Origin of the sequence: Bacteroides sp. RTP31139st1_H2_RTP31139_211217 (assembly GCF_040227615.1) — a bacterium.
Classification (GTDB): Bacteria; Bacteroidota; Bacteroidia; order Bacteroidales; family Bacteroidaceae; genus Bacteroides; species Bacteroides uniformis.
Genome location: NZ_JBCNZM010000364.1, coordinates 1 through 1,023, shown reverse-complemented (window position 1 = coordinate 1,023; position 1,023 = coordinate 1). Strand labels below are relative to the sequence as shown.

The following is a 1,023-nucleotide window of genomic DNA, read 5'->3' as shown; positions in this document are numbered from 1 at the left end:
CGGTATATACCGTACGGCCTACGACGTCGTCTCCCCAACGCATCATCTCGGCAAAGGTCTCGTTCACCACGACTTCCTCTTTATCGCGCGCCATACGTCCCGTCTTCATAGTCATGCCCATCAAAGCAGGAAAATCCTCGCGCATGAAATAAGAAGAACGGCAAGAGAAAAGTGCCTGCCCGCTCTCACTATGAATCATCGAACCGCTATATCCGCTAATGGGTGTGCTGTTGGCGCTGGACACCGCTTCCACGTAGGGCAATCCCTTGAAGAACTGATAAGCCGCGTCACGCGTCGCTTCATTATCCCAGTAGGCATTACCTATGGCTATCTGCTTGGGATTATACCCCATATCCTTTTTCAGTACATACTGATATTGCGACATCACCACACACATCAATCCACTGATGAATGCCACGCCTGCAAACTGCACAAACAGCAACGGACGCTTCCAGCCCTTTTTCCCCTCGGTATAGCGGCGGAACACCTGCGATACGGGAATACGCGCAAAGAGCCGGCCCGGCAACACGCCTCCCACTATAAACAGCAGAAGCACTACCGACAACGGTACCCAGATACGCTCCGGAGCCAACAAGGTGGAGAGCTTTACAACGACCGTGTCTTCCACAAAATCGCGGAAGTTGAGCATTATCAACGCCATCAGCAGCAATGCTGCCGCAATGATGATACCTGTTTCCAGCAAAAACATGCTGAAAACCGTGCCACCGCTCGCACCGCTGCATTTATGTACGCCTACCGACTTGGCGCGGTAGCTCAAAGAGGAAATGGAAATCAGCACATAGTTCAACGCCGCAATGAAAAGAATGGCAAAACCAAGAATGCTCATAATGACACGCATCCGCTGCACATCATCATAATTGCGGTATGTATCACGGATGGGCTGCACAAAAGCCGAGTAGCCGTACTCTTTCTTCTCTTCAGCCGGGCGATACTTGTCTATCATGGCATCAATACGCGCATTGACAACCGATTTGTCGGCACCGGGACGGAAACGGATAAACT

The 1,023-nt window shown here is 51.3% G+C and carries 1 pseudogene; it reads right to left on the bottom strand.

From position 1 onward, the window contains the following. Positions 1 to 1,023, bottom strand: a pseudogene (locus ABUA47_RS24970) (FtsX-like permease family protein); the annotation flags it as partial.